General features: G+C 64.8%; 28 protein-coding genes. 8 read left to right on the top strand and 20 right to left on the bottom strand.

The genetic code is table 11. The features are described from left to right. Nucleotides 1-6: 6 nt before the first annotated feature. From ACWW36_RS18900 to ACWW36_RS18875, 6 genes are all read right to left on the bottom strand, one after another. Entirely contained in the window at nucleotides 7-1482 is a 1476-nt protein-coding gene (locus tag ACWW36_RS18900) for an aldehyde dehydrogenase family protein (protein WP_456137503.1), read from the bottom strand. Then, entirely contained in the window at nucleotides 1475-2386 is a 912-nt protein-coding gene (locus ACWW36_RS18895) for an SDR family NAD(P)-dependent oxidoreductase (RefSeq protein WP_456137502.1), read from the bottom strand. Before ACWW36_RS18895 ends, ACWW36_RS18900 begins: the two co-directional genes overlap by 8 nt. Then, nucleotides 2379-3515, bottom strand: coding sequence for a spirocyclase AveC family protein (locus ACWW36_RS18890; RefSeq protein WP_456137501.1), 1137 nt, complete (start codon nucleotides 3513-3515; stop codon nucleotides 2379-2381). Before ACWW36_RS18890 ends, ACWW36_RS18895 begins: the two co-directional genes overlap by 8 nt. Before the next feature lies 1 nt (nucleotide 3516). Then, nucleotides 3517-4632: an ABC transporter substrate-binding protein gene (locus tag ACWW36_RS18885; protein ID WP_456137500.1), complete on the bottom strand. Its 1116-nt coding sequence runs from the start codon at nucleotides 4630-4632 to the stop codon at nucleotides 3517-3519. 25 nt (nucleotides 4633-4657) lie between these two features. Continuing rightward, nucleotides 4658-5464, bottom strand: a complete 807-nt coding sequence (locus ACWW36_RS18880) for an AAA family ATPase (RefSeq protein WP_456142552.1) — start codon at nucleotides 5462-5464, stop codon at nucleotides 4658-4660. A gap of 69 nt (nucleotides 5465-5533) precedes the next feature. After that, a complete protein-coding gene (locus ACWW36_RS18875; protein ID WP_456137499.1) occupies nucleotides 5534-7231 on the bottom strand; it encodes a VWA domain-containing protein in 1698 nt (565 codons plus the stop codon). A 61-nt stretch (nucleotides 7232-7292) separates the two neighbouring features. Here ACWW36_RS18875 and ACWW36_RS18870 point away from each other — a divergent pair, with 61 nt between their 5' ends. Both ACWW36_RS18870 and ACWW36_RS18865 read left to right on the top strand, forming a co-directional pair. Beyond that, nucleotides 7293-8222 carry an SDR family NAD(P)-dependent oxidoreductase gene (locus ACWW36_RS18870; protein WP_456137498.1) on the top strand — a complete coding sequence of 310 codons (930 nt, stop codon included), beginning with the start codon at nucleotides 7293-7295 and terminating at the stop codon, nucleotides 8220-8222. Nucleotides 8223-8371: 149 nt separating this feature from the next. Continuing rightward, nucleotides 8372-9658: a TetR/AcrR family transcriptional regulator gene (locus ACWW36_RS18865; RefSeq protein WP_456137497.1), complete on the top strand. Its 1287-nt coding sequence runs from the start codon at nucleotides 8372-8374 to the stop codon at nucleotides 9656-9658. A 2-nt stretch (nucleotides 9659-9660) separates the two neighbouring features. Here ACWW36_RS18865 and ACWW36_RS18860 read toward each other — a convergent pair whose 3' ends face one another. From ACWW36_RS18860 to ACWW36_RS18850, 3 genes are read right to left on the bottom strand one after another with little or no spacing between them, the layout of a single operon-like run. Further along, a complete protein-coding gene (locus tag ACWW36_RS18860) occupies nucleotides 9661-10857 on the bottom strand; it encodes a cytochrome P450 (protein WP_456142551.1) in 1197 nt (398 codons plus the stop codon). A 2-nt stretch (nucleotides 10858-10859) separates the two neighbouring features. Further along, a complete protein-coding gene (locus ACWW36_RS18855) occupies nucleotides 10860-11894 on the bottom strand; it encodes an LLM class flavin-dependent oxidoreductase (RefSeq protein ID WP_456137496.1) in 1035 nt (344 codons plus the stop codon). 14 nt (nucleotides 11895-11908) lie between these two features. Next, nucleotides 11909-12982 (bottom strand): NAD(P)H-dependent amine dehydrogenase family protein, encoded by a 1074-nt coding sequence (locus tag ACWW36_RS18850; RefSeq protein WP_456137495.1) that lies wholly within the window; start codon nucleotides 12980-12982, stop codon nucleotides 11909-11911. Nucleotides 12983-13157: 175 nt separating this feature from the next. Here ACWW36_RS18850 and ACWW36_RS18845 point away from each other — a divergent pair, with 175 nt between their 5' ends. Next, nucleotides 13158-14264 carry an NAD(P)H-dependent amine dehydrogenase family protein gene (locus tag ACWW36_RS18845; RefSeq protein WP_456137494.1) on the top strand — a complete coding sequence of 369 codons (1107 nt, stop codon included), beginning with the start codon at nucleotides 13158-13160 and terminating at the stop codon, nucleotides 14262-14264. On the opposite strand, the gene ACWW36_RS18840 is transcribed toward ACWW36_RS18845, so the two are convergent. From ACWW36_RS18840 to rplS, 4 genes are all read right to left on the bottom strand, one after another. Continuing rightward, nucleotides 14265-14570 carry a DUF2469 domain-containing protein gene (locus ACWW36_RS18840; protein WP_015306240.1) on the bottom strand — a complete coding sequence of 102 codons (306 nt, stop codon included), beginning with the start codon at nucleotides 14568-14570 and terminating at the stop codon, nucleotides 14265-14267. Between the two features lie 41 nt (nucleotides 14571-14611). Continuing rightward, the gene (locus tag ACWW36_RS18835) at nucleotides 14612-15331 is read right to left on the bottom strand and encodes a ribonuclease HII (protein WP_456137493.1); all 720 of its coding nucleotides are present in this window, start codon (nucleotides 15329-15331) and stop codon (nucleotides 14612-14614) included. A gap of 9 nt (nucleotides 15332-15340) precedes the next feature. Further along, nucleotides 15341-16165 (bottom strand): signal peptidase I, encoded by an 825-nt coding sequence (gene lepB, locus ACWW36_RS18830; RefSeq protein WP_456137492.1) that lies wholly within the window; start codon nucleotides 16163-16165, stop codon nucleotides 15341-15343. Between the two features lie 89 nt (nucleotides 16166-16254). After that, entirely contained in the window at nucleotides 16255-16596 is a 342-nt protein-coding gene (gene rplS / locus ACWW36_RS18825) for a 50S ribosomal protein L19 (RefSeq protein ID WP_014214050.1), read from the bottom strand. A 314-nt stretch (nucleotides 16597-16910) separates the two neighbouring features. Between rplS and ACWW36_RS18820 the strand changes: the two genes are divergently transcribed. Further along, nucleotides 16911-17834 carry a hypothetical protein gene (locus tag ACWW36_RS18820; protein WP_456137491.1) on the top strand — a complete coding sequence of 308 codons (924 nt, stop codon included), beginning with the start codon at nucleotides 16911-16913 and terminating at the stop codon, nucleotides 17832-17834. Here ACWW36_RS18820 and trmD read toward each other — a convergent pair. Genes trmD through rpsP form a run of 4 tightly spaced genes read right to left on the bottom strand, consistent with a single transcriptional unit; the run spans nucleotide 17831 to nucleotide 19795 of the window. Further along, a complete protein-coding gene (gene trmD, locus ACWW36_RS18815; RefSeq protein WP_456137490.1) occupies nucleotides 17831-18508 on the bottom strand; it encodes a tRNA (guanosine(37)-N1)-methyltransferase TrmD in 678 nt (225 codons plus the stop codon). The genes ACWW36_RS18820 and trmD overlap by 4 nt on opposite strands. Before the next feature lie 12 nt (nucleotides 18509-18520). Beyond that, nucleotides 18521-19033: a ribosome maturation factor RimM gene (gene rimM / locus ACWW36_RS18810; protein WP_456137489.1), complete on the bottom strand. Its 513-nt coding sequence runs from the start codon at nucleotides 19031-19033 to the stop codon at nucleotides 18521-18523. Between the two features lie 7 nt (nucleotides 19034-19040). Continuing rightward, on the bottom strand, nucleotides 19041-19283 hold the full coding sequence (locus ACWW36_RS18805) for an RNA-binding protein (RefSeq protein ID WP_003881089.1): 243 nt from the start codon (nucleotides 19281-19283) through the stop codon (nucleotides 19041-19043). 8 nt (nucleotides 19284-19291) lie between these two features. After that, nucleotides 19292-19795, bottom strand: coding sequence for a 30S ribosomal protein S16 (gene rpsP, locus ACWW36_RS18800; protein ID WP_456137488.1), 504 nt, complete (start codon nucleotides 19793-19795; stop codon nucleotides 19292-19294). A gap of 205 nt (nucleotides 19796-20000) precedes the next feature. On the opposite strand from rpsP, the gene ACWW36_RS18795 reads away from it, so the two are divergent. Both ACWW36_RS18795 and ACWW36_RS18790 read left to right on the top strand, forming a co-directional pair. Further along, on the top strand, nucleotides 20001-20486 hold the full coding sequence (locus ACWW36_RS18795; RefSeq protein WP_456137487.1) for a nuclear transport factor 2 family protein: 486 nt from the start codon (nucleotides 20001-20003) through the stop codon (nucleotides 20484-20486). 16 nt (nucleotides 20487-20502) lie between these two features. Beyond that, nucleotides 20503-21135: a class I SAM-dependent methyltransferase gene (locus ACWW36_RS18790; protein WP_456137486.1), complete on the top strand. Its 633-nt coding sequence runs from the start codon at nucleotides 20503-20505 to the stop codon at nucleotides 21133-21135. Between the two features lie 109 nt (nucleotides 21136-21244). Here ACWW36_RS18790 and ACWW36_RS18785 read toward each other — a convergent pair whose 3' ends face one another. Further along, the gene (locus ACWW36_RS18785; protein WP_456137485.1) at nucleotides 21245-21664 is read right to left on the bottom strand and encodes a nuclear transport factor 2 family protein; all 420 of its coding nucleotides are present in this window, start codon (nucleotides 21662-21664) and stop codon (nucleotides 21245-21247) included. A gap of 45 nt (nucleotides 21665-21709) precedes the next feature. On the opposite strand from ACWW36_RS18785, the gene ACWW36_RS18780 reads away from it, so the two are divergent. Both ACWW36_RS18780 and ACWW36_RS18775 read left to right on the top strand, forming a co-directional pair. Continuing rightward, nucleotides 21710-22582: a D-alanyl-D-alanine carboxypeptidase family protein gene (locus ACWW36_RS18780; protein ID WP_456137484.1), complete on the top strand. Its 873-nt coding sequence runs from the start codon at nucleotides 21710-21712 to the stop codon at nucleotides 22580-22582. Between the two features lie 62 nt (nucleotides 22583-22644). Next, nucleotides 22645-23484: a D-alanyl-D-alanine carboxypeptidase family protein gene (locus ACWW36_RS18775; protein ID WP_456137483.1), complete on the top strand. Its 840-nt coding sequence runs from the start codon at nucleotides 22645-22647 to the stop codon at nucleotides 23482-23484. Between the two features lie 89 nt (nucleotides 23485-23573). On the opposite strand, the gene ACWW36_RS18770 is transcribed toward ACWW36_RS18775, so the two are convergent. Both ACWW36_RS18770 and ffh read right to left on the bottom strand, forming a co-directional pair. Beyond that, entirely contained in the window at nucleotides 23574-24644 is a 1071-nt protein-coding gene (locus tag ACWW36_RS18770) for a metal-dependent hydrolase family protein (protein ID WP_456137482.1), read from the bottom strand. Continuing rightward, nucleotides 24644-26194 carry a signal recognition particle protein gene (gene ffh / locus ACWW36_RS18765; protein ID WP_456137481.1) on the bottom strand — a complete coding sequence of 517 codons (1551 nt, stop codon included), beginning with the start codon at nucleotides 26192-26194 and terminating at the stop codon, nucleotides 24644-24646. The genes ACWW36_RS18770 and ffh overlap by 1 nt, the downstream gene beginning before the upstream one ends.

The raw sequence follows: 26194 nt of genomic DNA, 5'->3' as shown, positions 1-26194 counted from the left end.
CTCCTATCAAATGGCTGGGTAGGCCACGGATTTCACTTCGGTGTACTGGTCGAAACCGGCGACGCCGTTCTGGCGGCCGATTCCGCTGGCCTTGTAGCCGCCGAACGGTGTGTCGGCGCCGTAGCCGGCCGTGCCGTTGAGGCCGATGAACCCGGCACGCAACCGCTTGGCCACCGCGAGCGCGTGCTCCACCGTGCCGGCCATGACGTTGCCCGCCAACCCGTATGGGCTGTCGTTGGCGATACGCACGGCGTCGTCTTCGTCGTCGAACGGAATCACCACGAGCACCGGACCGAAGATCTCTTCCTGGGCGATGGTCATCGAGTTATCGACATCGGCGAAAAGTGTTGGCTTGACGAAGAATCCCTTCTCCAACCCCTCAGGTGCCTCAGGCCCGCCGACTACCAATCGAGCGCCCTCCTCGACGCCTTTCTCGATGTAGCCTCTGATCCGGCTGCGCTGCCTATCGGAAATGACGGGACCGCACAGGGTGGCCGCGTCCTGCGGGTCCCCCGGCGCGACGCCGTCGTAGATGCCCTTGAGTATCTCGATGCCTTCGTCGTAACGCGATCGCGGAAGCAACAGCCGCGTCGGCATTGCGCAGCCCTGGCCCGCATGCATGCAAGGCGCGATACCCATCATGCAGCCCAACGCGAAATCGGCGTCCTCCAAAACGATCGTCGCCGACTTGCCGCCGAGCTCGAGGAAGAGACGCTTCATCGTCGCGGCGCCCTTTTCCATGATTCGCTTGCCGACGACCGTCGAACCGGTGAAGGAGATCAGGTCCACCTTCGGCGACAGTGTGAGTTCCTCGCCGACGAAGTGGTCCGATGCGGCGACGACGTTTATGACGCCCGGCGGGATATCGGTCTTTTCGGCGATGAGCCGGCCCAGACGCGTGGCGTTGTAGGGCGTGTTCGGCGCCGGCTTGAGCACCATGGTGTTACCCGTCGCGAGCGCCTGGCCGATCTTCTGGATCGACACCTCGAACGGGAAGTTCCACGGCACGATCGCGCCGACCACACCGACGGGTTCGCGCCAAACCGTACGGGTGGTATTCACACCGGTGAGGGAGACCACCGTGTCACCGAGCGATGTCTCCCAAGGGTATTCGTCGATCAACTTGGCCGGATAGCGCAGGCCATCGGCCAGCGGCGCGTCCAGTTGCGCGCCGTAGGTGACCGCGCGTGGACACCCCACTTCGAGGATCAGTTCCTCGCGAAGCTCCTCCTTCTCGGCCTCGATCGCGTCCTGCAGTTGCAGCAGACACCCTTGCCGCAGAGCGTGATTGGTGGACCAGTCCGTTTCATCGAAGGCGCGCCGTGCGGCGTCGATGGCCCGGTGCATGTCCTCTTTCGACGCGTCGGCTACCTCACCCAGCGTCTCCTCGGTAGCGGGGTTGATGTTGGTGAACGTGCCAGCCTCACCGTCGACGAGCCTGCCGTCGATCATCATCTTGGTTTCGAACCGAACGTCAGCCATGGTTCTCGCTCTCGTGAAGGGGGACGTCGGGGCTACCGCGCAGGGCGCCGAACCGGGGAATGCCCATCAGCAGCCGCGTCATGTGGTGTAATCCGGCAGCGGGCAGAAGCCGATTGGCCATCACCAACATCCGCGCGTCAGCCCCCACCGGCCGTTTAACAAATGGCGCCGAGTCGTCGAGGGCCCTGGCGAGTCCGAGTGCGAATTTCTCCGGCGACTTCGCGGCGCGTGCGATCATCGCTCGCCCTCGGTTGTACATATTGGTGTGTTGGCGTGCGTACGGGCCGTCGAGTTGCCGAGTGTCTGTCATTCCCGCATCGGTAATGATTTCGGTGTCGTACGTTCCGGTGACTAACATCGTGACGCCGATACCGAACGGGGCCACCTCGCCCGCCATTGCCTCACCCCAGCGTTCGAGCGCTCCCTTCGCCGCGGAATACGCTGCCGCCTCTGGCATTCCACGTACACCGGCCGCGCTTGACACGAGCACGATCCGGCCACTGCCCGCGGCCCGTATGGACGGTAGCAATGCCTGCGTGAGGGCCACCGGGCCGAAGATGGTGGTGGCGAACATCTGTTCCCACAGGCTGAGCGGGACCTCCTCGACCATGCCTGCCGCATAGATGCCGGCGTTGTGCACCAATCCGTAAGGAGCGCCCACCGCCTCCTTGATTGCCTTGGCGGCAGCGGTGACAGAAGCCGCATCGGTGAGGTCCAGCTGAACGCCGATCAGGCGCGGGTCATCATCGCGCGCTCCGGTTGCTTCACGTAGCCGTTCCATCCCCGCATCGACTGATCGCATCGCGGCGACGACACGCCAACCTTGTTTGTACAGATGGCACGCCGAGGCGAATCCCAGTCCTCGTGAGGCACCGGTGATGACAACGCTACGTGGTTCAGCCATTCTGGCTTTCCGGCGCACAGCGCATGCTCTTGCTGCCCAACTCGACGTCGGGTCGACCGTCAGGAAGGTTGTATTGCCAGGTGGCCCACTTGCCTACCGAGTACGGCCCCTCGGCGCCGTTCTCCTCGTAATAGCCTTGCGGGTCAAAGACTTTGGCTTCGGGATAGGGCCATGGGCAGGCTACCGACGTGGCCAATCCGCTGGCCTTGATAGCCCAGAACCAGCCGCCGTAGGCGAAGTAGGACACGTTGATGATCGCGAACATCACCAGGAACGTGCCGAGCACCGGCTTTGTCGGAAACAGCTTGGCCTTCGCGGCAAGCTTCTCCGCCACCGACTTCCCCGTGTCGTCGCGGTAGACGAGGATCGCGGCAGGGATCATCACGAAGGTCACCGACAACGACTCCCAGATCAGCGGGAACTGGAAGGTGCTGCCGGGGAACAATGTTCCGAATGGGATCGACTGCGAGTAGATGTACAGCCCCGTACGCACCAGGCTGATCTCCAGAATCGCGTCGAAGATGAAACCGATCACCAACACCAGTGCACCCAGGCTGATCAGCGGGTGCCGGGTGACGAACGCTTCCGGGCCACGCCTGGCCTGCAGCTTGCGGAGTATCCAGATCGCCGGGAAGTACGGGCCGAAGTAGAACGTCACGTACCCGAACACGATCCAAGGTTCGACGGTCGGCGACATCATGATCAGGTACCAGTTCTCTGGCCAGTGCAACAACGCCGGGTTGTACACCGCGTACGGCGACCAGTTCATGATCGGGTCCTGCCACACGATCAGTGTCGTAACCAGGACCATCATCAACACCGGGCTGCCGGGGTTCTTCCGCCAGCCACGGATAAACACGATGGTCAGTACCACGACCATGATCAAGGCGCCGACCTGCGGAATGACTTGCCAGTGATCGAATCCAGTCAGGAACCCGACGGGACGGGGCCGCCCCTCGACGTTCGGGTTGGCCACGCGCGGGTCGACGTCCGTCCGCGCAACGGCGGCGAACAGGCCAAGGAAGCCGAGCCACGCAAAGAGGGAGATCACCCGCCACCAGTTCGGGCCTTTGCTTGGGCCGCCCGATGATTCCGACTCGGTTTCAAGCGGTTTCGATTCCGTGGTCATTTCATCCCTCTCCGAACCGGTCGACCAGATGTGAGTTGACGCCGTCGGCATCCAGCGTGCGGGCGACCAGATAGCCCGAACCCATCCATGCCCGCCGAGTCCATTTACCAAGCGACACACGGGTTCCCGGCGCGCCGGATGCAGCGGGCATCATCTTCACGCGTTCAAGCGCTTCCTTGACACCGCGAGGACTCAACGGGTGCGAGTCGGAAAACGCGCGGACCAGCGTGGCAGCGACGTCGCGATTGACTACAGACACGCAGTATTCGGGCCGGCTGCCGTTGTACTTCTTCGCGTAGCGGTCCAGGAAGTCCTGGCCGATCGGGTTGCCCTCGTCGTACTGATCAACGCCGACCCAGCCCTCGAACGCCTTCCACATGATCGGGTTGACCCAGGCATTCTGAAATGCCGTGGTGGTGAAACGCGGCGGATCCCAATCCACCGCCTCGAGTGCCGGATTGATGAAGACGATCCCGAAACCGAACCCGAGGTGCACGATCGCCTCGGCCTTAGCGTCATGCAGTGTGCGCACGGCCTCGTTGATGTCCTGCGCGGTCTGGGCGATCGCCGCCTCTGCCACGATGCGAATGCCTTTGCGAGCGCACGCACTTCGCAGGTTCTTCACGTAACTCTCGCCTATCAGGTTCTGCTCGACCAAGACGCCGATTTCGGTCAGGCCGCGCTTGGCGACAAGATCCGCAATGAAGATGGGTTCATCTGTCATCGACCCCTGGGGGAACGCGAACGTCCACTCACCCAGCCAGTCGTCGGTACCCGTGACGCTGATCGCCGGCACCTTGAAGCGCTCCTCGATCGCCTCGCGCGTCGGTACGCAGTTGTCTGTGATGTGGGGGCCGAACACCACCAGGCAGCCCTCGTCGACCAGTTCACCGAAGGCGTCGATCACTGCCTTGACCGAGCCTTTGGGTAGGCCTTCCACCTCGCGGTAGATCATCTGTACGGGCCGGTCAATCAGGCCTTGTGCGACCGCTTCTTCGAAGACGAGGTCGAAGCATTGCGTGAACGAGGCGAACAGCTCGTCGGGGAACCCGGGCGGCAGAGTGAAGTCCATCAGATAGCCGACCTTGATCGGTTCGGCGGTGCTCTCGTAGGACATTCGACCTCCGTGGGTGTGCGATGCGTCAGTCAGTGGGTGATTGGTCGGCCAAATAGACATCGATCATTTCGACAAGACCGCGTGTCACCGTCGAGTCATCGGTGAGGGGTCCGGCGATGGCTGCGCGGGCGGCGTCGCGGGGAGTCAGCCCCTCGGCGATCAATTGGCCGGCAGCGATCAGCACGCGCGTCGACGCCACCTCACGCAATCCGCCTGTCTCCAATCGACGGATCGCCTGGCCCAGCCGAACGAGTTCGGCGGCGCGTTCGTGTCCGATGCCCGCTTCGTGGACCAGAATCTTCTCCTCGACATCCGGTGTGGGGAAACCGAAGTCGATGGCAACCATCCGCTGACGTGTCGAGTCCTTGAGGTCTTTCAGAATGCTCTGATAGCCGGGGTTATACGACACCACCAGACAGAAGCCGGGGGCAGCGTCCAGGGTCTCCCCCAGCCGTTCGATGGGCAGCTGGCGCCGGTGATCCGACAAAGGGTGCAGAACCACCGTGGTGTCTTGCCGCGCCTCCACCACCTCGTCGAGGTAGCAGATGGCGCCGTCGCGCACCGCCCGAGTCAAGGGACCGTCGACCCACTCGGTGTCGCCGCCGTGCAACAGGAACCGGCCGACGAGGTCCGCGGTGGTCAGATCGTCGTGGCAGGAGACCGTGATGAGCGGCCGGTCCAGATCGTGTGCCATCGCCTCGACGAACCGCGTCTTACCGCACCCGGTCGGCCCTTTCAGGACGACTGCCAGCCCCTGCCGGTAAGCGGCCTTGAACACCTGTTCCTCGTTGGCCACTGGCACGTAGTACGGGCGCGGCGGCTTCACCGGCATCGTTTCCTCTCTCGGCATCGCTTTCGAGCACCCTAGCGCGGAACAGATGTTTGGTTCAAGGCCCGTGTCCTAGGACACCTTGCGACGCAGGTCTGCGGTGCGCAACGCGGCGCGGAAGAGCGGTCCAATGACGTCAGCCAGCTGCCTGGGCTTGGGTATCGACGCGTGCGCCGCGCTTCCGAAGACCCTGCCGAGCTCTCCCGTATCGGTGCCCGCGCCGATGGTCAAGCACAAGCAACCGATGCCCTGCCTGCGGGCCTCACCGAGCGCCCGTCGTGCGTCAGCAGCTCCGTAGACACGTTCGTATCCGTGGTCGTAGGCGAGCCCGTCGGACAGCACGACGAGCAGCCGGCGAGACGTGCCCGCCTTCTCGGAGATGACCGCCGTGCCGTGCCGGATAGCAGCACCCAGCCGCGAATACGCGCCTGGCGTCAGGCTGCCCAGACGCTGCATCACTGCGGCGTCGAGATTTTCGTCGAAGCGCTTCACGGGAAACATGTGCACTGCGGACCGACCCTGCGACTGATAGGCGTACAGCGCGACGCGGTCACCGAGATCGTGAAGCGCGACGGTCAGCGCTGCGGCGGCAGCCCGCTGCTGCTCGTGCACGGTTTTCCCGAAAGTTCCTGCCTCAGAAGATGATCCAGAGATATCGAGCAGAACCAATACCGCGAGATCGCGACGGCGCCGAAGGCTATCCAGGTAGACGGCCTCACTAGGCGGTGACCCTGCGAACATCTCTACCCGCGCCTCGACCGCCGCGTCGACGTCGATGTCGTCACCCTGCGTCTGGCGATGAGAGCGATCGAGCCCGATCCCGAGCCTGGTCAGAGGTCTCCGCAGCGCGTGCACATCGGGTCGCTCAAATGAATGTCCCGGTTTGCGGGGCGGTTCGGACTCGTGGACCGTGCACCAGTCATGCCGGTAGCGCCTGCGATTCACATCCCATTCCGGGTACTTCCTGCCGTTGCTGTCATCGACGTCGTCGACCTCGGAAACCCCGACCGACATTGACGTGACCGCGCCCGCGCCCCGAATGCCGTCGGGTGATCGATGTGTCGGAGTGTCGGCTCCCGGTGGCCCGCCGCCACCGAGCTGACGCACCCTGCGTAACAGGCGTTGCAACAGTTTTCCGATTGCCCCGCCGCCACCGACCGGACTCGAGAATGGATCCTCCACGTCCTCGGCATCGGCCGCGTCCGCCTCCAGTTCGGCGAGTTCCTTCTTCGCGTCGCGCCGGGGAGAGTGGACACCCTGCGATTCCGCACGTGCGGCCGCCGCATGCGCCGAGACCAGACTGCGCGCCCGGATCTCTCCGAAACTCGCCGGTGGATCCGCGATATCGCGTCGCGCGGCCACCTTCAGCGAGTCGGAGGGCGAATTCGCGCGGGACGCCACGTCCAGATCGATCAGCCGCCGAACCGGATACGGCAGCAGGTCGTCGTTCGCCGACAACGCGCGCTGCCCCTCGACCGTGAGGTAACGCCGCGCCAACGCAGGCCGTCGCACCAGTTGGCGCATCACGTCCGGCGCCAGACTCCCACTCGCCATCAGCGATGCCTGCACCGTCACCGACTCGATCTGCCGGGCCGGGCTGGCTTCGGCGTCGATGAACACCGTGATGCCGTCGGTCCACGCCGGCTCCCCCGGGGCGCCGGGCGCCACCGCCACCGTGCGACCGGCGAGGGCCGACGCCAGCAGGGCAAGCCGCTGCGGACCGTCACCGCCATCGCCCGCCGTGTCGCCCTGCACCGTCACCTCGCTCATTGACCAAATATCTGTTCCAACGTAGAGTCCGGCCCCACGACAGTCAATCAGCGGAGGGGACATGATCGACTTCACCGGCCAGGTCGCTGTCGTCACGGGCGCCGGGCGGGGGCTCGGCCGCGTGTACGCCGCCGAATTGGCAAGGCGCGGAGCCTCGGTGGTGGTCAACGACCTCGGCGGAGCCATGAGCGGCCAGGGCGCCGACGCGTCCGTCGCGGACCAGGTGGTCGAAGAGATCACCGCGGCGGGTGGCGTAGCGGTGGCATCGCACGATTCGGTCGACAGCCCCGAGGGCGGTGAAGCGATCATCCAAACGGCCGTCGACAGCTTCGGTCGCGTGGACGCGGTCGTGAGCAATGCGGGGATCTTCACCAGCACCCCGTTCGAAGAGCTCACGCCGGATGACTGGCGACGCATGCTGCGCGTGCACCTCGACGGCGGCTTCTATCTCGCGCAGCCCGCGTACCGGGTGATGAAGGCGCAGGGCTATGGCCGCTTCGTGTTCATCGCCTCCTCGGCAGGGATGTTCGGCCAGCACCTGGAAGCGCATTATGCGGCGGCGAAGGCCGGCCTCGTCGGGCTGACGAATGTCATCGCACTCGAGGGCGCCGAGCATGGAATCCTGGCCAACACGGTGCTGCCGTTCGGCATCTCACGGATGGTCACCGAAACGCTCGGCGACCCGAAAGTCCTTGAGGAGAGCGGGTTCTTCAAAGCGATCCGGCCCGAACTCGTCGCGCCGATCGTCGTGTTCCTGGCGAGTCGGGCCTGCGAGTTCAGCCACCAGAACTTCTCGGCGTGCGCGGGCCGCTTCGCGCGGGTTTTCATCGGCCTTGGCGAGGGGTGGCTGGCCGAACCCGGCAGCAGTCCCACGGCCGATGACATCGCGGCCCACCTCACGGATATCGCGGCGACGGAACCGTTTTCCGTTCCCGGCTCGATCTACGAGGAAGTCTTCGCCGTCACCGAGAGGCTCGGCGTCACCGCGTGACGAGAGCTCCGCGCGGCCCTTCTACCGGCGCCTTCGGCGCGGCGGAGGACCCTGCGAGAGAACGCACCTCTGGTAGCGTTAACCAAACGTTGGGTCAGTTCGGCGGGCTAGCAGAAGCCAGGTCGGGAGTCAGGAGCCGTGCAGGTGTCGTGGGGCGTTCTCAGGTGACGCCGAGACATGCCGGCCACGCATATGACGACGGCACCAGGCGCACCGAGATCCTGCAGACGGCTGCCCTGCTGATCGCGACGTCGGGTCTGCGCACCTCGTTGCAGGAGATCGCCGATGCCGCCGGCATTCTCCCCGGCAGCCTCTATCACCATTTCGAATCCAAGGAAGCGATCCTCGTCGAACTGCTGCGGCGCTATCACGACGATCTGGATCGCATCGCCGAGCACGCGCAGAGCCGATTGGACGATCCCGCGTCGCTGTCCGCGTTTGATCGCATCGTCGATCTGGGCTCGGCGATCGCGCAATGCGCGTTCACACACGGTGCGGCACTGCAGATGACGTTCTATGAGGCGCCGACGTCGAATCCGGAACTCGCGGCACTCGCCCAGCAGCGGCCGACGGCGATCCTCGAAGCAATGGTGCAGACCCTGCGTGCCGCGCGATGGAGCGGCTACCTTCGGCGCGATGTCGACCTGCCGGTTCTCGCGGATCGGATCGTGCAGACGATGTTGCAGGTGGGCCTCGACGTGATGCGCCACGGCGCGGGCGCCGACAAGGTGGCCACCCTGCTGTGCCGGATCCTGCTGGAGGGACTTGCCGCGGTGCCGCCGACCGATGCCGAACTCGATCGATCCGCGGCGTTCATCGCTGCCGACGATGTGGTGAAGTCGTGGACCGACGATAGTGACGCCGAGGCCAACGACAAAGGTGCCTACGTTCGTGCGGTGGCGAGAACGGAATTCGGCCGTAAGGGCTACGAAGTCACCACCATCAGAGACATCGCTGCTGCGGCCGGACTCGGCACCGGCACGGTGTACCGGTTGATCGGCTCGAAGGACGAACTCCTGGCCTCGATCATGCAGTCGTTCGGCGAAAAGGTCGCGCTGGGATGGACGAACGTCTTGCGCTCCGATGCGTCGCCGGTCGAGAAGCTCGATGCGCTGTCTTGGGTCAACACCAACGTGCTCGACCGCTTCGGCGATGAGTTCCGCATTCAGCTCGCATGGATGCGCCAGTCCCCTCCCGACACCCCGAACCCCGGCTGGTTGTTCACCAAGCGGGTGCGGCAGATGAAAGCGCTACTCGCGGAGGGCATTCGGTCCGGCGAAATCAAGATCGACAGCCCGTCGAATGAGATGCTCGCGCGATGTGTCATCGGTGTGGGCTGGTTCCCCGAGAACATCATTCGCGACGTCGGGACACGCGCGTCGCTCATCCACGTCCGCGACACCATGTTGCGCGGCGTGATCAACCGCGAGAAGTAGGGCTACTCGACCGTGACGGGGAGCTTTCCCCATCCCCGTACGCTCGACGTGTGTGCCATCGCCGCATTGTCGTAATCGACCTGCCATGAGGGCCAGCGCTTGAGGATCTCCTCTAGCGCCACCCGGGCCTGCATCCGTGCCAGTGCCGATCCGAGACAGAAGTGCAGGCCCTGCCCGAACGACAGATGCCCACCCGTTCGGTGGATGTCGAAGCGCTCCCCGTCGGGGAAGTGCCGCTCGTCGCGGTTGGCAGAACCGTTGAGCAACAACATGACCGAGCCTTCGGGAATTTTTTCGCCATGGCATTCGGTGTCGTGGGCGACGTAACGCGCCTGCACGGGCGAGGGCGCCTCATAACGCAGCACCTCTTCGATCGCCCGAGGAATCAGCGAGAAGTCCTCGACCAGTTGACGCCGTTGGTCGGGGTGTTCGCTGAGCAACTGGCCGATGAAACCGATCAGCCGCGTGGTTGTCTCGTTCCCGGCGCCTGCGATCATGCTGGTGTAGGTGAGCACCTCGGTGCGCGTCAGCGGCCGAGACACCCCGTCCTCTTCGATCTCCGCATTCAGCAGTTGCGTCATCAGGTCGTCAGACGGATGGTCGGCGCGCCAGTCGATGTAATCGGCGAACAGTTGATAGCTGTTCTCGAACATATCCGCCGAAACGGCCTTGAAGGTTCCATCTTTCAAGCCGAGGGCTCGGTCGGTCTTGTCCCGAATGTTCTGCTGATCCTGCTCGGGAATGCCGAGCAGGTAGCCGATCGTGCGCATTGGAATCTGGGCGCCGAGATCGGCGATGAAATCGAATCCGCCCGACCCGATCAACGGATCGAGCGTTCTCACGCAGTACTGCCGCGTCAGCGGCTCGATCTCCTCCATCCGCCGAGGCGTGAAAACCTTTGAGAGAACCCGCCTGTGCAGGTCGTGCAGCGGAGGATCCTCGAACAGAATGACGCCGGGCGGGACCTCGATGCCACTCATGATCACGTCCATGGTGGTTCCACGCCCCGACCGATAGGTCTGGTAGTTCGGCAGCTCGCGCGAGACGTCCTCATAGCGACTCAGCGCGAAGAAGTTGAACTTCTCGTTGTGGTAGAGCGGCGCCTCGTCGCGCATCCGTTTCCACGTCGGGTACGGGTTGTCGTCAATCGCGAAATCGAAAGGGTCGTAGTACAAATCGACTGCACTGGCACCGGCCATGCTCATGCCCCCTTGGTATTGATCAGATCGTTGAATGCAACGGTGAGGCCATCGGCCGTCGAGGACCCGGCCGCCTCGGGCAGCACGACTTCGCCGACGAGTTTCAAATACGGCCACGCTATGTCTGGTGGCAGACCGCCACACAGCGGCGACAGGTTGAGCATTCCACCACTGCGCACGAAGTCGATCGCCTCCGCAGTCTGGATGATCCTGTGCGACTTGAACTTATCCCGCAGTTCGGTGACGTCACGGGCGGCGGAGATGCCTGCGGACACATCGTTGTTCGGATTCCACTTCGCATAGCCGCGAGCATCGTGGAGAAGGTATTCGCCTAGTTCGTCCCATGCGGCGTCGACGTCGTCGGCGACGAAGGTGACCGACGGCGTTTCGCGCTCGGGAACCAGCACCGGGCCCGGCGTGTGCCCGTGCTCGCGACAAGCGGCCTCGTAGGCCTCCTGCATGCCGGGCACGCTACCGTTCGCCAGCATGCCAAGACCGTTTCTGCCCGCTCGACGAGCCGCGGCCAGGCTGGCGCCGCCCCACATCAACGACGGTCCGCCCGGCGTGTGGGGTGGCGGCGTTGCGTTGATCCGCCGTCCCTTGTGGACGACGGGCTCGCCGGACAACAACGCGCGCAGCAGCGCCAGCTTCTCGTCGGCGAGCTTGCCGCGCACCGCGCGATCGAGTCCGAAGTGCTCGAATTCCTCGTTGCGGTATCCGACGCCGAAAATGTACGACGCCCGCCCCTTGCTGATGATGTCAAGCACGGCAACGTCTTCGGCGAGTCGAACCGCGTCGTAGAACGGCAGAATCACCACCAGGCTGAGCATCAGCCGCTCGGTGCGGGCCGCTATCGCCGAGGCGAGAATCAGCGGCGAAGGAAGATAACCGTCTTCGGATCCGTGGTGCTCGCAGAGCACTGCAGCCAGGCAGCCGTGCTGTTCGGCCCAACTGCTCATTTCGATCGCTGCCGCGTAGAGATCGGTCGTCGCGGCGCCGAACGCCGGCGCGCGCATGTCGAATCTGATTACATACATCGTGGCCTCCCAGCTCAATCGAATGCGTGACGGGGCAACGTGTTCGGCATATCGAGCGAGCTGAGCAGTCCAGCAGGGGCATCGACAACGTAGGGAATCGCGTTGACGACCCGCATCGCGGTTGCGGCCATCGCCGCGCGACCCGCGCCGTGTCCCTCGGCCTCACCAAGGTTCATCGCGCAATGGATTTCGGGATCGCCCTCGATGTCGACCCGGTAGGTGGCGTCGAATTCCGACGACAGCCAATCGGGCGCGACATCGCGGGCCATCCGGATGATGTGTTCGATCACAATGGCTTCGCGGCCGTTGACGACACCGGCGGCGCGTGTGCACACCGCACCACACGTACCCGCCGGGATGGTTCCGAACGCGACCTCGATATCTCTGTCTGTCGTGCGCCTGTCGAGCGATCCGCGGACCTCGGACACCTCGACTCCGAGGCCTGCCGCCATCAGGTAGATCGGTGCCTTCCAAGCCATTTCGATGAAGCCGGGGGTCTTGAGCATCGGTTCGAAGTCGAGCGGGTGGCCGAATCCCATCCCGTTCATCATCACGTCGGCGACCGGATAGTGGTCGTTCAACGCCACCTCGGTCACTTTGAGGCACCCAATCGTCTTGGATTGAGTCGAAAGCAGAAGCGCCAGTTGATCGGATCCGAACCCCGGGAAGATCCCTGACGCATAGAACGACACGTTGCCGCCCTTCGCTGCGGCCTCGAGTTGATCGCGCCACTCTGGCGAGTAATACGCGGGCGGATAGACCAGGCTGGTGGAGCTCGTCGACACGACATTGATTCCCGCCTCGAGCAGTCGGAGGTAGTCGGGAACGGCACCGGCGTCGCGATCGGGTCCGCTTGCGGCGTACACGACGCAGTCGGGCTTGAGCGCGATGAGCGAATGGGCATCGTTGGTGGCGGCGACACCGATTGGCTCGCGCCCAGCCAATTGACCCGCATCCTTGCCGACCTTCTCGGCGGAATGCACCCAGACACCGACGAGGTCGAGGTCCGGCCGGCGCGCAATCGCGTCGACGGCAATGGATCCGACGCCACCCGTCGACCAAACCACCGTTCGCAGCGGACGCGTCACGTGGACTCCTCACCGTCGACGGTCATGCGCGCTCGGCAGCCATCACGGCTCGTTCGAGGTAGTGCCCGGGTGGTCACGCCGACCGACTATAACCTAAAGTTTGTTCTGGTTTAATAGTGATTGCTATTCTAAACTGTGCATCGGGTTCCGCCGGTCAGCGGTTGAGGAGAAACAGATGCATGAGGGCAAGTATCGCGTCGTGGTGTGGTCGACCGGAGGCATCGGGTCCATCGCGATACGCGCCATCCATCAACGTCCCAACCTCGAACTCGTTGGGGTGTGGGTGCACTCGCCCGAGAAGAACGGCAAGGATGCCGGCGAGCTCGCCAACGGCGAACCGATCGGTCTGGCGGCGACCACCGACGCCGATGCGCTCATTGCGCTCAAACCCGACTGTGTGGTGTACGCGGCGAGTGGTCCCGAACGCGATGCGCTCGCGATCCCCGACTACGTCAAGCTGCTCGGCGCCGGGATAAACGTGGTGACGACGAGCACCACGCGGTTGGTGAACCCGCATGCGTACGAGCCGGACGAATGGCGGGATCAACTGGCGGTCGCTGCCAAGGAAGGCCACGTCTCGTTGTACGCGTCGGGCATCGAACCAGGCTTCGCCGCGGACTACCTGCCCCTCGTCCTCACAACGCAGTCCTCACAGATCGAGAAGATCCACGCATACGAGATCGGTCTCTACGACGACTACGGCGTTCCCGACATCATGAGCGACGCAATGGGATTCGGCCGTCCCCTCGACTACCAGCCATGGATCAGCTTCCCCGGCGCAATCGCCGGCGAGTGGCAAGGGCAGATACGAATGGTCGCCGACGCGCTCGGCGTCGAGGTGCAAGAAATTCGCGAGACATTCGACCGCGCAGTGACGAACCGGACGCTGGAGGTCGCGATGGGCACCGTCGAGGCCGGCACCTGCGGCGCACTGCGGATGCAGGCCATCGGTGTGGTCGACGGTCGCGAGGCCATTGTCATCGAACACGTGACGCGGCTGGCGCCGGATGTCGCACCTGAATGGCCGACGCTGCCAGGCGCTCTCGGCTACCGCGTGGTGATCACCGGCCAACCGGACATCGACTGCACGATGGCGGCGACGATTCGCGATCGCAAAAAGGCGGGCATCGAGGGCATGACCTCGGGGGCCGGCGCCATGGTCGCCACGGCAATGCGTGTCGTCAACGCAATCCCCTATGTCGTCGAGGCGGAACCGGGTCTGCTCAGCTCGGTCGACCTGCCGCTGACGATCCCGCGGGGCGCGTTCAGCCGGTCGGAGTGACTACTCGGGCAGGCGCAGCTCGGGCTTTTCGACCTCTTCGATGTTGACGTCCTTGAAGGTGATCACCCGCACCTGCTTGACGAAGCGGGCGGGACGGTACATGTCCCACACCCAGGCGTCAGCGAGGCGCAGTTCGAAGTAGACCTCACCTTCGGAGTTGCGCGGTACCAGCTCCACACTGTTGGCCAGGTAGAACCGCCGCTCAGTCTCCACGACATAGCTGAACTGCCCGACGATGTCCTTGTATTCGCGGTAGAGCGAGAGCTCCATCTCGGTTTCATATTTCTCGAGATCTTCGGCACTCATCGGCTCAGCTGTCCTTCATATAGATCTGCTGTCATTCTCCCCTACCCGAGTTGGCTCTGCTGCTCGGGCTCCCACTCCAGAGCGTCTTCCGGCACAAGTTCGCCCTCGACCGTCACAAGCCGCCGCACGTTGATGAACGAGTATCGGTGCTGGCTGCAGGGTCCGAGCTCGGCCAGCGCCGCGCTGTGGGCCGGGGTGCTGTACCCCTTGTGCTCGGCGAACCCGTACCCCGGATGCTCTGCTTCCATCTTGACCATCAGCCGGTCGCGGCTCACCTTGGCCAGCACGCTAGCCGCAGCAATGCATGCCGCGGCCGCGTCTCCACCGACCACCGGCAGCGACGGCATCGGCAGACCCGGCACCCGGAACCCGTCAGACAGCACATAACCCGGCCGCACCGGCAGACCGGCCACCGCCCGGCGCATGCCCTCGATGTTCGCGACGTGCACGCCCCGACGATCCACCTCGACGGACGGGATGAACACCACGTGGTAGGCCAGCGCGTACCGACGAATAAGCGGAAACAGCCGCTCGCGTTCCTTCTCACCCAGCTTCTTCGAGTCGTCGAGCGCGGCCAGACTCTCCAACCGATTCGGCCCCAGCACGCACGCCGCCACCACGAGTGGTCCCGCGCAGGCGCCGCGGCCGACCTCGTCGACGCCCGCGACCGGCCCCAGGCCGCCGCGATACAGCGCGGACTCCAAAGTTCGCAGGCCTGAAGACTTCCGGATCACAGTTCGCGGAGGCCATGTCGCCGGCAAGAGCAACTCCTATTGGGTCTGCGGGTTCACGCTGCCCACTCCACCCCATCGCGACGGCGGCCAGGCGATGAACCGTGCCTTTCCAATGACATTGTCTATCGGGATCGTTCCGGCCATCGGGTCACCCGTGCACAACAGTCCGCGCTGAGCGTCGGCAGGTGTATTACCGCAGTGCGCGCGTGAATCGGCCGAGTGGGTCCGGTTGTCGCCCATCACCCACAGCCGGCCCTCGGGCACCTTGACGGGTCCGAACTCATTTCCCAGACACGGGTAGACCTTGGGATCGGCCATCATCGTGTTCGGATCCAGGAACGGCTCGTTGAGCGGCTTACCGTCGACGGTCAAACCGGTGTTCGCGCGGCACTCGACGGTCTGCCCGCCGACCGCGATTACGCGTTTGACCAGGTCGTTTTCGTCGGGCGGTACGAAACCCACGAACGAAAGCACGTTTTGCACCCAGCGCACCACGGTGTTCTTCGACCTGATCGACTTGTAGCCGATGTTCCAGTTCGGCGGGCCCTTGAAGACGACGACATCCCCCGGCTGTGGCGAGGAGAACCGATACGTCAGCTTGTCGACCATGATCCGGTCGCCGACGCAGCCGTTGCAGCCGTGCAGCGTCGGCTCCATCGATTCGGACGGAATCAGATACGGCCGGGCGACGAACGTCAGCATGACGTAGTACAGAACCACCGCGATGGTGATCAGGATCGCGCCTTCGCGCAGCGCACCGCGCTTCTTCGGCTCCTCGGTCTTTGCGTCTTCGACCGGCGTTTCCGCGGGATCCAGTGTCTGTTCGCCTGCCGAGTCGTCGGGGTCCGTAGATCCGGTCACCGCATCAGAGTAATCGGCGCGATGTTTTCCGCCGCGCCGCTCGGGTTCCACGGATCAGGCTCCAATCAAGGGGAACGCCGACCGCTGCGTCAGCGCTTTTCCTTGATCTTCGCCTTCTTGCCCCGCAGCTCGCGCAGGTAGTACAGCTTCGCGCGGCGCACGTCGCCACGGGTGACGACGTCGATGTGGTCGATGTTGGGCGAGTGCACGGGGAAGGTGCGCTCGACACCCACGCCGTAGCTTTCCTTGCGCACGGTGAACGTCTCACGAATGCCACCGCCCTGGCGGCGAAGAACGACACCCTTGAAGACCTGGATGCGTTCCTTGGAACCCTCGATGACCTTCACGTGCACGTTCACGGTGTCGCCGGGGCTGAAGTCCGGGATGTCGTCGCGTAGCGACGTCTGATCGACGAAGTCCAGCGTGTTCATCGGTGACACTTCCTTGCTGTTGGCGGCTGCGAGCTTGCATGTCGCGCTGTGACGCGCGTCGCCGAGCCGATCTCTTGGGCGTATCTGGGGCGTCTCGCAGTGGGCGGTGGTTGAAATCCCACGCGGACAACTGCTCAATTGTGCCAGATCGTCCTCAATCTCTGAAATCCAGTGAAATCGCCGTCTCCAAGCGACCCGCGAAACGCTAGAAGCGCTAAGCACGCGGTCAGCGCAGCCAACCGTTACGCTTTAGGCACCGGCAGGGGCAGCGTGGCAAACCCTGACTTTCGGCGTCGGAAACACTGAGGAGGGTCATGCGAGCGCGGCCGTCGCGGCTGGTCATGGCAACCGTGGCCATCGTCACTGCGGTGCCCGTTGTCGCTGGTTGCGAAGCCAAGGTGTACGGCACCCCGCCCGAGCCCGCCGGACCACAGCTCACCGTCATCGCCCCGATGGGCACCATGGCCCCGCTGCCGGAGGCTCCGCCCGACGAACCCGCCGCCAGCTTCGACGGCTTCAACGTGCGGGCGCAGCAGGCGATGGCCGACGCCACCAAGGCCGGAGCCGACATCTCAGCGGTGGTTTTGGACCGCAACACCGGGCAGACCTTCTCGAACGGCAACGACGCGCTTCCGATCGCCTCGGTGGCAAAGCTGTTCATCGCCGACGACCTGCTTCTGCAGGAGTCGAAGGGTCAGACGCAGCTCTCCCCTGCCGACCGCGCAGCGCTCGACGTAATGTTGCGGTCCTCCGATGACGGCGCGGCCGAGGACTTCTGGAACCGGGGCGGCGGAAGCGCCATCGTCACCCGGGTCGCCGCGCGATACGGGCTGACGTCGACGACGGCGCCCTATGACGGCCATTGGTGGAACACCATGAGCACCCCGGCGGACCTGGTTCGCTATTACGACATGCTGCTGGACGGAAGCGGCGGCCTGCCACCCGAACGGGCCAGCATCATCCTGTCGAATCTCGCGCAGTCGACGCCGAACGGCATCGACGGATACCCGCAGCGATTCGGCATTCCCGATGGCCTTTACGCCGAGCAGGTCGCGGTCAAGCAAGGCTGGATGTGCTGCTGGAACGGCGGCAATTGGATGCACATGTCGACGGGAGTCGTCGGGTCGGACCGCCGCTTTGTGATAGCGATCGGCTCGATGCAGCCGACCGACGATGCCACCGCGCGCGACACCATCACCCAGGTCGTCAAGACGATGTTCCCGGGCGGCCGGATCTAGTCGAGCAGGTCGGGGCGGCGCTCTTGGGTGCGTTGCAGCGCCTGCTCATGACGCCATGCAGCGATCTTGGCGTGGTCACCCGACAGCAGCACCTCGGGCACATCGAGTCCGCGCCAACTGGCCGGGCGGGTATAGCTCGGACCTTCGAGCAGACCGTTCGAATGCGAATCATCTTGGTGCGACACGGGATTGCCGAGTACGTCGGGCAGTAGGCGAACGACGGCTTCGATCATGACCAGCGCCGCCGACTCCCCACCCGGCAGCACATAATCGCCGATCGAGACCTCTTCGACTCGCATCCGGCGGGCCGCATCGTCAACGACGCGCTGATCGATGCCCTCGTATCGGCCGCACGCGAACACCAGGTGCCGTTCGGTGCTCCAGCGTTGCGCATCGGCTTGAGTGAAGAGCCTGCCTGCCGGCGTCGGAATCACGAGAAGGCTTTCTTCCGAACAGATCTCGTCCAGAGCCTCGCCCCACACCGGGGCCTTCATCACCATTCCGGGACCGCCGCCGTAAGGAGTGTCGTCGACCGACCGATGCACGTCGCGGGTCCATCGCCGAAGGTCGTGGACGGAAAGCTGGATGATCCCCGCGTCAATCGCCTTACCGGGCAACGATTCTCGCAAAGGATCAAGGTAGCCGGGGAAGATCGTCACCACATCAATGAGCACGGCTGCGCATCCCTATAACTCCAGCAGACCCTCGGGCGGGTCGATTTCGATGGTCTGATCGGCAAGCGACACCGAAGTGACGATGGCGCTGACGAACGGCACCAACACGTCACCCTGCTCGGTGCGCACCGACAGGAGTTCGCCCGCGGCGGTGTGCAACACCTCTGCGACAGTCCCGACCGGCGCGCCCGCGACGGTGCGCACCCGCAAGCCCTCCAGTTGGTGGTCGTAGAACTCGTCGGGATCCGCGATGGGCGGCAAGTCCTCAGAGTCGACGATGAACAGAACGCCCTTCAGCGCCTCTGCCGCATTACGATCCGCCACACCTTCCAGCCTGACGAGCAACCGTCCGCCGTGGTCACGGACCGACTCCACGGCATACCGACGCTCGGCACCGGTCTTGGGCCTGCCGCGCAGCGTGTTGCCGGGTGCGAATCGGCTGTCGGGGTCATCGGTGCGGACGTCGACGACGAGTTCGCCGGTGACGCCGTGCGCCTTGACGACCCGCCCGACTACGAGGTCCACAGGACCGCTATTGGTCGGTGTCCACCACGTCGACGCGGATGCCGCGGCCACCGATGCCGGCCACCAGCGTGCGCAGCGCGGTCGCTGTGCGACCGCCGCGCCCGATGACCTTGCCGAGGTCATCGGGATGGACGTGCACCTCCACAGTGCGGCCGCGTCGGCTGGTCACCATGTCGACCCGGACATCGTCGGGGTTGTCGACGATCCCGCGGACCAGATGCTCGACGGCGTCGACGACGACAGAGCTCATGGCCGCGCTCAGCTCTCGGACGACTCGGGCGAGGTGGTCGCGTCGGCGGGTGCCTCAGCTTCAGCGGCAGCTTCGGCCTCGGCGGGCGCCTCAGTCTCTGCCTTCTCGGCAGCCTTTTTGGCAGGTGCCTTCTTCTTCTTGGGCTGGGCAGCCTCGGTGCTCGGGCCGCCCTCGGCCTCGGCCAGCGCGGCGTTGAACAGATCCAGCTTGCTCGGCTTGGGCTCCTTGACCTTCAAAGTGCCCTCCGCGCCGGGCAGACCCTTGAACTTCTGCCAGTCGCCGGTGATCTTCAGCAGCTGCAGGACCGGCTCGGTCGGCTGCGCGCCGACGGACAGCCAGTACTGGGCCCGTTCCGAGTTGATCTCGATGAGGCTCGGCTCTTCCTTCGGGTGGTACCGGCCGATGACCTCGATGGAGCGGCCGTCGCGGCGGGTGCGCGCGTCGGCGACGGCGATGCGGTACTGGGGATTGCGGATCTTGCCAAGCCGGGTGAGCTTGATCTTGACAGCCATGATGAAACGATCTCCTGTGATTGCCACGCTGCAATTCGGCGATGCGGGCGGAAGTGCCCGGATCCGGTTTTGCCTTACGTGTGTGACCGCCACGCAGCCGGAGTCGCGTGGCAGACAGCCGCCCATTGTGCCAGAACAGGCGCTACCACTGATAATCCACTGCGGGTCGGTTTACAACTTCGCACCAAAGTGTCACGCTCACGGTATGGATGACGCCGCCGCCCTGCTGGAGATCGAGTCAATCAAACAGCTCAAAGCCCGCTACTGCCGGTACCTGGACACCAAGGACTGGACAGCATGGCGGGCCATCTTCACCGACGATTTCCTCAGCGACACGTCGCAGGCGGGCGGCAAGGTGATCCACGGGGCCGACGAGTTCGTCGCCTTCACCCACAAGAGCCTTGGGAACCGCGCCACGGCGCATCAGGTCCATGCGCCCGAGATCGAGCTGACGTCGGCGACCACCGCGCGCGGCATATGGGCACTCGAAGACGTCGTCCGGCTGGCACCAGGGGTGAACCTGCGCGGTTACGGCCACTACCACGAGACCTACGAGAAAATCGACGGGCAGTGGCGCATCACGGGCTCCAAGCTGACCCGGTTGCGGGAGGACATCTTCAACGCGTTCATCTCGGTTTACGTCTCGGATCGGATCAAGAAGGCGATCGGGAGCATCGGGCGCCGGCTGTGACCGGCATGCTTGATACATGACGTTCTTACGCGAGCGGATGTTGTCCACGGTGGCCGGGCAATTGGGGCGCCCTCACGGATTGTTGAGTCCGTTCGTCGCGCGGGCGCTGAACCGGGGAAACGAGAAGGCGATCGCAGCCGCGGTCGAGGCAGCGGAGATTCCGCGCGGCGGCGCCGCCGCGGACATCGGGTTCGGCGGTGGCATTGGATTGCAGCTCCTGTTGGACCGCATCGGCGATGACGGCGTCGTACACGGCATCGAGATTGCCGACGACATGCTGCGTCGAGCCAAGTCGAAGTTTGGCGGTGACGCGCGGCTGCACCTGTCCCGCGGCTCGCTGACTGCGCTGCCATTGGAGGACGGCTCCGTTGACGCGCTCATCACCGTCAACACCGTGTACTTCATCTCCGAACTCGATGCGGCCTGCGCCGAACTCGCGCGCGTGCTGCGGCCGGCCGGACGCGCGGTGATCGGCATCGGCGATCCGGAGGTCATGGCGCGGCTGCCGTTCACCAAGCACGGGTTCACCATTCGACCCGTCGACGAAATTGCTGCGGCGCTAGAGAATTCGGGCCTGCAGGTGGAGCGGCGCCGAATCGACGACAAGCCGATACCGCGCTACCTGCTCATCGGGACGCGGCCAACTTAGCGACCCACTGTTCGTCGTGCTGTCGTCGAGATTGACACCACGGTCGTTGACGACGCCCTGCACGTGTAACCAACGGCGATGACGTCCATCTCGACGCTAGGGTGCGGCACTACACCACCTTGTCGAAGCACTTCGTCTCGACGCGGCGGCTCATCCGCCACCCCTCGGCCGTACGGATGAACTCGTCCTCGTACCACAGCCCGCAGTACAAGATCTGATTCTTGTCACCGCCGAGAACCATCGGGTTGAAGCAGATGGTCCGCGACGATGCGGTGTCACCTTCGATGCGGACGTCGAAGTTGCCGAGCATGTGGGCATAGGCCGGAAAGTTCGGCAGCACCTGCGCCAGCCACGCCTTCACCTCGGGAAATCGGCCGTCGATACCCCCCATCGCGCGGTAGTCGATGTAAGCGTCGGCGGTGAACACGTTGTCGAGGTCGTCGAATCGTCGCTTGTCGATGGCCGTCGAGTAGTCGATCAGCAGCTGTTGGATCTCCAAGCGATCCGATATCTCCTCCAGGCTCAACATGCATCGATTGAACACGATCGGGCGCCGGATTAGGCTGCACGTCCCATGGGGAGGTTCATCGCCGTTGTCGCGGCTGCTTTGACTCTGTTGTCGATCGCGCCGGTGGCGTCGGCCGAGCCCGACATCCAGCCGGTCGGCAGTGTGCCCGTCCCCGACGGCCCCGCGCCGGCGTGGATCGTCGCCGACATGGATACCGGCCAGGTCCTGGCGGGCCGCGATATGGATGTGCCGCACCCGCCTGCCAGCACGATCAAGACCCTGCTGGCGCTCACCGCGATCGACGAGTTGCCCAGCCAGGACACAACAGTCGTCGGCACCGACGCCGACACCCGCGTCGAATGCAATTGCGCCGGCATCAAACCGGGCCGGACCTACACGGCGCGCCAACTACTCGACGCGGTATTGCTGGCGTCGGGCAACGACGCCGCCAACGCCCTGGCCGACATGATCGGCGGCTACGACGCCGCCGTCGCCAAGATGAACGCGAAGGCCGCCTCGCTCGGCGCGGTGCACACACACGCCGCCACGCCGTCCGGACTAGACGGTCCCGGCGGCTCAGGCCTGACCACCCCGCACGACCTCGCCACCATCTTCCGCGCCGCGATGGCCAACCCGACGTTCGCCCAGATCACCGCACAGCCGGTCGCGATGTTCCCGACCGACGCCGGCGACAAGCCGCTGGTGAACGAAAACGAGCTGCTGCATCGCTATCCCGGCACGCTCGGCGGCAAGACGGGGTTCACCGACGCGGCCAAGAAAACGTTCGTCGCCGCGGCCGAACGCGGTGGCCGCCGCTTGGTGATCGCCATGATGTTCGGGCTGATTCACGAAGGCGGGCCGACATACTGGGATCAGGCCGCCGGCCTTTTCGATTGGGGCTTCGCCCAGAACCAGCAGGCGAGCGTCGGCTCGCTCTAAGTTGCTGAATCGCAACGCGTTCGAGACCTCGTCGGCGGGCGTACTCAGTACGCTCAGCATCCGTGCGAAAATTGTTGGCCGCGTTGAGCATCACGATGTGCGTGGCCACTGCGGTCGCAGCGCCCACGACGGCCGAGCCCGGCGTCGAGCCGACCGGCGCGGTCGCGCTGCCCGACGGTCCGGCCCCGGCGTGGCTACTGGCTGACCTCGACACTGGTCGAATCCTCGCGTCCCGCAACCCACAAGAGCCACACGCGCCCGCCAGCACGATCAAGGTATTGCTGGCGATCGTCGCGATGGATGGACTCAATTTGAATTCTGCTATCGTCGCGCGACCGGCCAATGCCGACGTCGAATGCTCTTGCGTCGGAATCAAACCCGGTCAGGTGTATACCGCACGCCAGCTGCTCGACGGCCTGTTGCTGGTGTCAGGCAACGACGCCGCCAACACGCTGGCCGACATGCTCGGCGGCTCCTCGGTCGCGGTCGCGAAGATGAACGCCAAGGCCTACCAGCTCGGTGCACGCAACACCCGGGCCGCGACGCCGTCGGGTCTCGACGGGCCCGGAATGGAATCTGTCACCACGCCAAACGATTTGGCGGTGATCTTCCGCGCGGCGCTCAGATATGCGATGTTCGCCCGCATTGTGCATCAGTCCTCGGCGCTGTTCCCGGATGGCAACGGCTACAAGCAAATCGACAACCAGAACAACGAGTTGTTCGACCGCTATCCGGGCACACTGGGCGGCAAGACCGGCTACACCGACCTCGCGCGCAAGACGTTCGTCGGCGCGGCCCAGAGGAACGGTCACCGATTGGTGGTCGTTCAGATGTACGGCACCGGTGACATGTATGGCCAGGCGATCGGACTGTTCGACTGGGGCTTCAGCCAGTACCGCTAGGACTTAAATGCGCGAACAGACGCAAAAGTCCCCGACACGCCGGCATTTTGGAGCCGTTTGCGTCTGCTCGCGCGTGGGCCCAGCTCGCGTTAGAAGACGCGGCCGCGCAAGATCACCACGTCCGGTTTGTTGAGCACCGCGACGCCAGAGCGCGGATCTTCGCGGTAGCACACCAGATCTGCGGCCGCGCCGTGTTCCAGGCTTGGCCGGCCCAGCCACTTTCGCGCATCCCAGCACGCTGCTCCCAACGCCTCGGTTGGGGTCATGCCAATGGTTTTCAGCGACTCGATCTCATCTGCGATGCGGCCGTGCGCGACCATGCTGCCCGCATCGGTGCCCGCGTAGATCGGCACGCCGGCGTCACGGGCGGCGGCGATCCGCGGATAGCAGCGCTCATGAAGGTCGCGCATGTGGCTGGCGTACTTCGGATACTTCTCGGCGGCGGCGGCGATTCCCGGGAAGTTCTCAATGTTGATCAGCGTCGGCACCAGCGCGGTGCCGTGTTCGACCATCAGCTCGATGGTGTCGTCAGTGAGGCCGGTGCCGTGCTCGATGCAGTCGATGCCCGCGTTGATCAGGCCGGGCAGGGCGTCCTCGCTGAACACGTGCGCCGTGACCCTGGCGCTATTGGCGTGGGCCGCGTCGATCGCCGCTTTGAGGACATCGTCGGACCACAGCGGCGCGAGATCGCCGGTGTCGCGGTCGATCCAGTCGCCGACCAGTTTGACCCAACCGTCGCCCCACCGCGCCTGCTCGGCGACCACGTCGGGCAGCTGCGTTTCGTCGTCCAATTCGATTGCGAAGCCACGCTGGTAGCGCTTGGGCCGGGCCAGATGCCTGCCCGCCCGGATGATCTTCGGCAGATAGTCGTGGTCGTCGAGGCTGCGGGTATCGACGGGCGAGCCGGCGTCGCGGAGCAACAGCGCGCCGGTGTCACGTTCGGTCTTGGCTTGTTCGATGCATTCGTCGAGCTCGATGGGGCCGTGTTCACCGAGCCCGACATGGCAGTGCGCGTCGACCAGCCCCGGAATGATCCAGCCGCCGTCGAAGACCGTCTCGGCATCGGCCACCGGCTCCGCGCTGAGCGTGCCGTCGTCGACAATCCACCACTGGACCGGCTCGCCATCAGGCAAGCCGCGGCCGCGAACGTGAAGGCGCACTAGTTCTTCGGGAACTTCAGCTTCGACAGGTCGATGTCGGCCAGGCCCGGCGGCAGCTCGTCGAGGCCCTTGGGCATGTTGGACAGGTCGGGGAAACCGGCCGGCATACCGGCGCCCAGCGGGTTGCGCGCCTTCGGCGGCGTCGGACCGCGGCCGCTCTTTTTGCCCTTCTTGCCCTTGCCTTTTGCGGCCTTACGGGAGTTCTTACGCCCGAACGGCATTCCCATCTGGCCCGCCATCGACGACATCATCTTGCGGGCCTCGAAGAACCGGTCAACGAGTTGATTCACCTCGCCCACCGTCACGCCCGAACCGTTGGCGATGCGAAGCCGGCGTGAGCCGTTGATGATCTTCGGGTCGGCCCGCTCTTCGGGCGTCATGCCGCGGATGATCGCCTGCACCCGGTCGAGCTGCTTGTCGTCGACGGCGGCCAGCGCGTCTTTCATCTGACCGGCGCCCGGCAGCATGCCGAGCAGGTTGCCGATCGGACCCATCTTGCGAATCGCCAGCATCTGCTCGAGGAAGTCCTCGAGTGTGAGCTCGCCGCTGCCGATCTTGGCCGCGGCGGCCTCGGCCTGCTCGGCGTCGAAATGCTGTTCGGCCTGCTCGATGAGGCTGAGCACGTCGCCCATGCCGAGGATCCGGCTGGCCATCCTGTCGGGGTGGAAGACGTCGAAGTCCTCGAGCTTCTCGCCGGTGGACGCGAACAAGATCGGCACGCCGGTGACCTCACGCACCGACAGCGCAGCGCCACCACGGGCGTCGCCGTCGAGCTTGGTCAGCACCACGCCGGTGAAGCCCACGCCCTCGCGGAACGCCTCGGCGGTGGTCACGGCGTCCTGACCGATCATGGCGTCGAGGACGAAGATGACTTCGTCGGGGTCGACGGCCTGACGGATCGCGGCGGCCTGGCTCATCAGCTCGTCGTCGATGCCCAGTCGGCCCGCGGTGTCGACGACGACCACGTCGTAGTGCTTGGCCTTGGCCTCGGCGAGGCCGTCGGCGGCGACCGCGACGGGGTCACCCGGGCCTGCCTGCTCGGATCCTTCGGTCGATACGCCCGGGTGCGGTGCGAACACCTGCACGCCCGCACGTTCACCCACGATCTGCAGCTGGTTGACGGCTCCGGGCCGCTGCAGGTCGCATGCCACCAGCAACGGCGTATGTCCTTGGTCGCGAAGCCATTTCGCCAACTTGCCGGCCAGCGTCGTCTTACCGGATCCTTGCAGGCCGGCGAGCATGATCACGGTGGGCGGGGTCTTCGCGAACGCCAATTGGCGGGTCTGGCCGCCGAGGATCCCGATCAGTTCCTCGTTGACGATCTTGACGACCTGCTGGGCCGGGTTGAGCGCACCAGAAACCTCGGCGCCCTTTGCGCGCTCCTTGATGCGGGCGACGAAGTCGCGCACCACGGGCAGCGAAACGTCGGCTTCGAGCAGCGCCAGCCGGATCTCGCGGGTGGTCGCGTCGATATCGGCGTCGGTCAGCCGGCCCTTGCCGCGCAGCCCCTGCAGGGCACCGGTCAACCGGTCGGACAGCGATTCAAACAC

The organism is Mycobacterium sp. MMS18-G62, assembly GCF_053877835.1.
The sequence above is the reverse complement of the archived record's forward strand: the minus strand, read 5'-3'. Positions and strand labels throughout refer to the sequence as shown.

Bases quoted from the DNA above. Each gene is read 5' to 3' on its own strand.
- ACWW36_RS18900 (WP_456137503.1), bottom strand. From the start codon at position 1,482: ATGGCTGACGTTCGGTTCGAAACCAAGATGATGATCGACGGCAGGCTC.
- ACWW36_RS18895 (WP_456137502.1), bottom strand. From the start codon at position 2,386: ATGGCTGAACCACGTAGCGTTGTCATCACCGGTGCCTCACGAGGACTG.
- ACWW36_RS18890 (WP_456137501.1), bottom strand. From the start codon at position 3,515: ATGACCACGGAATCGAAACCGCTTGAAACCGAGTCGGAATCATCGGGC.
- ACWW36_RS18885 (WP_456137500.1), bottom strand. From the start codon at position 4,632: ATGTCCTACGAGAGCACCGCCGAACCGATCAAGGTCGGCTATCTGATG.
- ACWW36_RS18880 (WP_456142552.1), bottom strand. From the start codon at position 5,464: ATGCCGGTGAAGCCGCCGCGCCCGTACTACGTGCCAGTGGCCAACGAG.
- ACWW36_RS18875 (WP_456137499.1), bottom strand. From the start codon at position 7,231: ATGAGCGAGGTGACGGTGCAGGGCGACACGGCGGGCGATGGCGGTGAC.
- ACWW36_RS18870 (WP_456137498.1), top strand. From the start codon at position 7,293: ATGATCGACTTCACCGGCCAGGTCGCTGTCGTCACGGGCGCCGGGCGG.
- ACWW36_RS18860 (WP_456142551.1), bottom strand. From the start codon at position 10,857: ATGGCCGGTGCCAGTGCAGTCGATTTGTACTACGACCCTTTCGATTTC.
- ACWW36_RS18855 (WP_456137496.1), bottom strand. From the start codon at position 11,894: ATGTATGTAATCAGATTCGACATGCGCGCGCCGGCGTTCGGCGCCGCG.
- ACWW36_RS18845 (WP_456137494.1), top strand. From the start codon at position 13,158: ATGCATGAGGGCAAGTATCGCGTCGTGGTGTGGTCGACCGGAGGCATC.
- ACWW36_RS18840 (WP_015306240.1), bottom strand. From the start codon at position 14,570: ATGAGTGCCGAAGATCTCGAGAAATATGAAACCGAGATGGAGCTCTCG.
- rplS (WP_014214050.1), bottom strand. From the start codon at position 16,596: ATGAACACGCTGGACTTCGTCGATCAGACGTCGCTACGCGACGACATC.
- ACWW36_RS18820 (WP_456137491.1), top strand. From the start codon at position 16,911: ATGCGAGCGCGGCCGTCGCGGCTGGTCATGGCAACCGTGGCCATCGTC.
- ACWW36_RS18805 (WP_003881089.1), bottom strand. From the start codon at position 19,283: ATGAGCTCTGTCGTCGTCGACGCCGTCGAGCATCTGGTCCGCGGGATC.
- rpsP (WP_456137488.1), bottom strand. From the start codon at position 19,795: ATGGCTGTCAAGATCAAGCTCACCCGGCTTGGCAAGATCCGCAATCCC.
- ACWW36_RS18795 (WP_456137487.1), top strand. From the start codon at position 20,001: ATGGATGACGCCGCCGCCCTGCTGGAGATCGAGTCAATCAAACAGCTC.
- ACWW36_RS18790 (WP_456137486.1), top strand. From the start codon at position 20,503: ATGACGTTCTTACGCGAGCGGATGTTGTCCACGGTGGCCGGGCAATTG.
- ACWW36_RS18785 (WP_456137485.1), bottom strand. From the start codon at position 21,664: ATGTTGAGCCTGGAGGAGATATCGGATCGCTTGGAGATCCAACAGCTG.
- ACWW36_RS18780 (WP_456137484.1), top strand. From the start codon at position 21,710: ATGGGGAGGTTCATCGCCGTTGTCGCGGCTGCTTTGACTCTGTTGTCG.